At 64.5% G+C, this 1,254-nt stretch carries 1 protein-coding gene and 1 other annotated feature; the gene reads left to right on the forward strand.

Annotation, left to right across the window (positions count from 1 at the left end; genetic code table 11):
* Positions 1–52: 52 nt before the first annotated feature.
* A protein-coding gene (locus EBO15_RS43420) for an IS3 family transposase (RefSeq protein WP_233616870.1) occupies positions 53–1,254 on the forward strand; the annotation gives its coding sequence in 2 pieces (ribosomal slippage) (positions 53–335 and positions 335–1,254; 1,203 coding nt annotated over the 2 pieces). This gene is flagged as partial in the annotation.
* Positions 328–441: a sequence feature (AL1L pseudoknot), on the forward strand. Its footprint overlaps the gene before it by 114 nt.

Consider the following 1,254-nt stretch of genomic DNA (forward strand, 5'->3'; position numbering starts at 1 on the left):
TGGGCCAGCCCGAGTTGGTTGGAGGCTCCGATACCTGGAAGGGTGAGGAGTTATGGCACCACCGAGGAAGTATGCCCCTGAGCTGCGGGAACGCGCTGTTCGTCTGGTCTTTGAGGCGCGTGCGGCGGGTGAGGGGCAGGGCGTGATCGCCCGGGTCGCGGATCAGCTCGGGGTGCACCGGGAAGCCTTGCGGACGTGGGTGCGGCAGGCTGAGGTCGATGGCGGGAAGCGTCCCGGGAGGTCGACGAGCGACGCGGCGCGGATCACGGAACTCGAGCGAGAGAATCGTGAGTTGCGGCGGGCGAACGAGATCTTGAAGGCGGCGTCGGCGTTTTTCGCCCGGGAACTCGATCCCAGACTGCCGCGCTAGTCGAGTTCATCGATGCCCATCGTGAGCAGTTCGGGGTGGAGCCGATCTGTGTCGTGTTGGAGTTCGCGCCGTCCACGTACTGGGCGGCGAAGAAACGGGAGTCGAGTCCGTCGGCTCGTGTGGTCCGAGACGAAGAACTGAAAAAGGAGATCCTGAAGGTGTGGGAAGGTCCGGGACGTCACTTGTACGGGGCCCGGAAGGTATGGGGGCAGCTCAACCGGCAGGGCGTCACGGTTGCGCGGTGCACGGTCGAGCGGTTGATGCGCGAGATGGGCATCGCCGGGGCGACCTGGGCACGTAAGCGTCCTCGCACCACCGTCCCCGGCGTCGAGCGCCCCAGCGACCTGCTGGAACGTGATTTCACCGCAGACCGGCCGGACCGGCGATGGGTCGCCGACATCACCTACGTCGCCACCGCCGCGGGCTGGGTGTACACCGCATTCGTCCAAGATCTGCACTCCCGGCGGATCGTCGGATGGCAGGTCGCCGACCACCTGGGTACCGATCTGGCGCTCGATGCCCTGGAAATGGCGATCTGGTCGCGGGGCGGTGACATCGGCAACGTCGTTCACCATTCGGACAGGGGCGTTCAATACACATCAATCCGCTATGCGGAGCGCCTCGACCAGGCCGGCGCCGCTCGTTCCGTCGGGAGCAAGGGCGACTCGTATGACAATGCTGCTGCGGAGTCGCTGAACAGTCTCTACAAGAAGGAACTCATCGAGTTCCAGGGTGGCTGGAAAGGTGTCATGGATGTGACCATGGCCACCATGGAATGGGTTGCCTGGTATAATTCCGAAAGGCTACATTCCTATTGTGGGAACGTTCCTCCGGCCGAGTACGAGGAGACGTTCCACCGATCAGCCGCCGGCACCGGCCTGGCG

Origin of the sequence: Actinomadura harenae (assembly GCF_003696215.1) — a bacterium.
Taxonomy (GTDB): domain Bacteria; phylum Actinomycetota; class Actinomycetes; order Streptosporangiales; family Streptosporangiaceae; genus Spirillospora; species Spirillospora harenae.